The organism is Streptomyces sp. NPDC002671, assembly GCF_053592475.1.
In genome coordinates this window covers 1-1,744 of sequence record NZ_JBSFVU010000160.1, presented here as the reverse complement: position 1 = coordinate 1,744, position 1,744 = coordinate 1, and the positions used below count along the sequence as shown (strand labels likewise).

The 1,744-nt window shown below is 71.0% G+C and carries 1 protein-coding gene; it reads left to right on the top strand.

Features of this window, described 5'->3' with window-relative positions; all coding sequences use genetic code 11:
- A partial coding sequence (locus ACWD35_RS45430) for a condensation domain-containing protein (protein ID WP_451357169.1) occupies window positions 1–1,744 on the top strand: 1,744 nt, incomplete at both ends.

The window sequence follows — 1,744 nt, the reverse complement described above, 5'->3', positions numbered from 1 at the left end:
GCCCGTGAGGAGCTCCTTTGTGCCGCGTTCGCCGAGGTCCTCGGCCTGGACAGCGTCGGCGTCGATGACGATTTCTTCGCTCTGGGCGGGCACTCCCTGCTGGTGATCCGGCTGGTGGAGGTCCTGCGCACCCGCGGGGTGACCATCTCGGTACGCGCCCTCTTCGAGTCGCCGACGGTGGCCGGGCTCGCGGCGGTGGCCGGCGTCGAGAGCGTCGTCGTACCGCCCAACGTCATCCCGGAGGGCGCGCGGCAGATCACGCCCGACATGCTGCCCCTGGTCGAGCTGACCGGCGAGGAGGTCGAGCGGATCGTCGCGACCGTGGAGGGTGGCGCGGCCAACGTCGCTGACGTCTACCCGCTGGCCCCGTTGCAGGAGGGTCTGCTCTTCCACCACCTCCTGGCCGACAGGGGCGAGGACGTCTACGTCATGCCGACGGTGTTGGAGTTCGATTCGCGCGAGCGGCTCGACGCCTTCGCCGGTGCGCTCCAGCAGGTCGTGGACCGGCACGACATCCTGCGTACCGCCATCGTGTGGGAGGGCCTGCGCGAGCCGGTGCAGGTCGTGTGGCGGCACGCCCAGCTGCCCGTCGAGAAAGTCGAACTCGACTTCCGGAGCACGGATCCGGTGCAGGAGCTGCCAGCCGCGGTGGGGCTCTCGATGGATCTGGGCCGCGCGCCACTGCTCGGGCTGCACGCGACGGCTGCCGCGGACGGCCGTTGGCTGCTGCTGATCCGCGTCCACCACATGATCCAGGACCACACGGGTATCGCACTCCTGCTGGGTGAGGTGGAGGCGTTCCTCGCCGGCCGGGGTGAGGAGCTGCCGGAGCCGCTGCCGTTCCGTGACTTCGTCACGCAGGCACGTGGTGGGGTGGAGCGAACCGAGCACGAGCGCTACTTCGTCGGCCTGCTGGGCGACGTCGACGAGCCCACCGCGCCGTACGGCCTGGTCGACGCGTACGGCGACGGCGCGGACCCGGTGCAGGCGCGGAGTGACGTCGCGGCGGACCTCGAGACGCGGCTGCGTGAAGTGGCGCGCCGACTCGGTGGGAGCCCTGCCGCGGTGTTGCACGTGGTGTGGGCGCGGGTCCTTGCCGCGGTGAGCGGCCGCGACGACGTGGTGTTCGGCACCGTCCTGTTCGGTCGGATGAACTCCGGTGCCGGCGCGGACCGGGTGCCCGGCCCCTTCATGAACACCCTGCCGGTGCGGGCGCGTCTGGACGAGGGCACCGGTGTCCTCGCTGCGGTGCGGGAGATGCGCGGCCAGCTCGCCGCACTCCTGGAGCACGAGCACGCGCCGCTCACCCTGGCGCAGCAGGCCAGCGGCGTGCCGGCGGACGCTCCGCTGTTCACCTCGGTGTTCAACTACCGTCACAACACCGGATTCATCGGAGACGTGGCCGAGGTCGGCGACGGCATCGAGATGGTGTTCGTCCGCGAGCGCACCAACTATCCGCTGACCGTGATCTTCGACGACAACGGTGATGGGCTGCGGCAAACGGTGGACGCGGTCTTTCCCATCGACGCGGACGCCGTCGCGGCGATGGTGAGCACGGCCACCGCGCACCTGGTGGGCGCGCTGGAAGAGGCGCTGGACGGCGGCCCCGATGTTCCGCTGAGCGGCATCCCCGTGCTCGACGACGTGCGGCGTCGCCGGGTGCTGGTGGAGTGGAACGACACCGCTGCCGAGGTGCCGGCGGGGACGATTCCGGAGCTGTTCGAGGCGCAGGTGGCACGCGTGC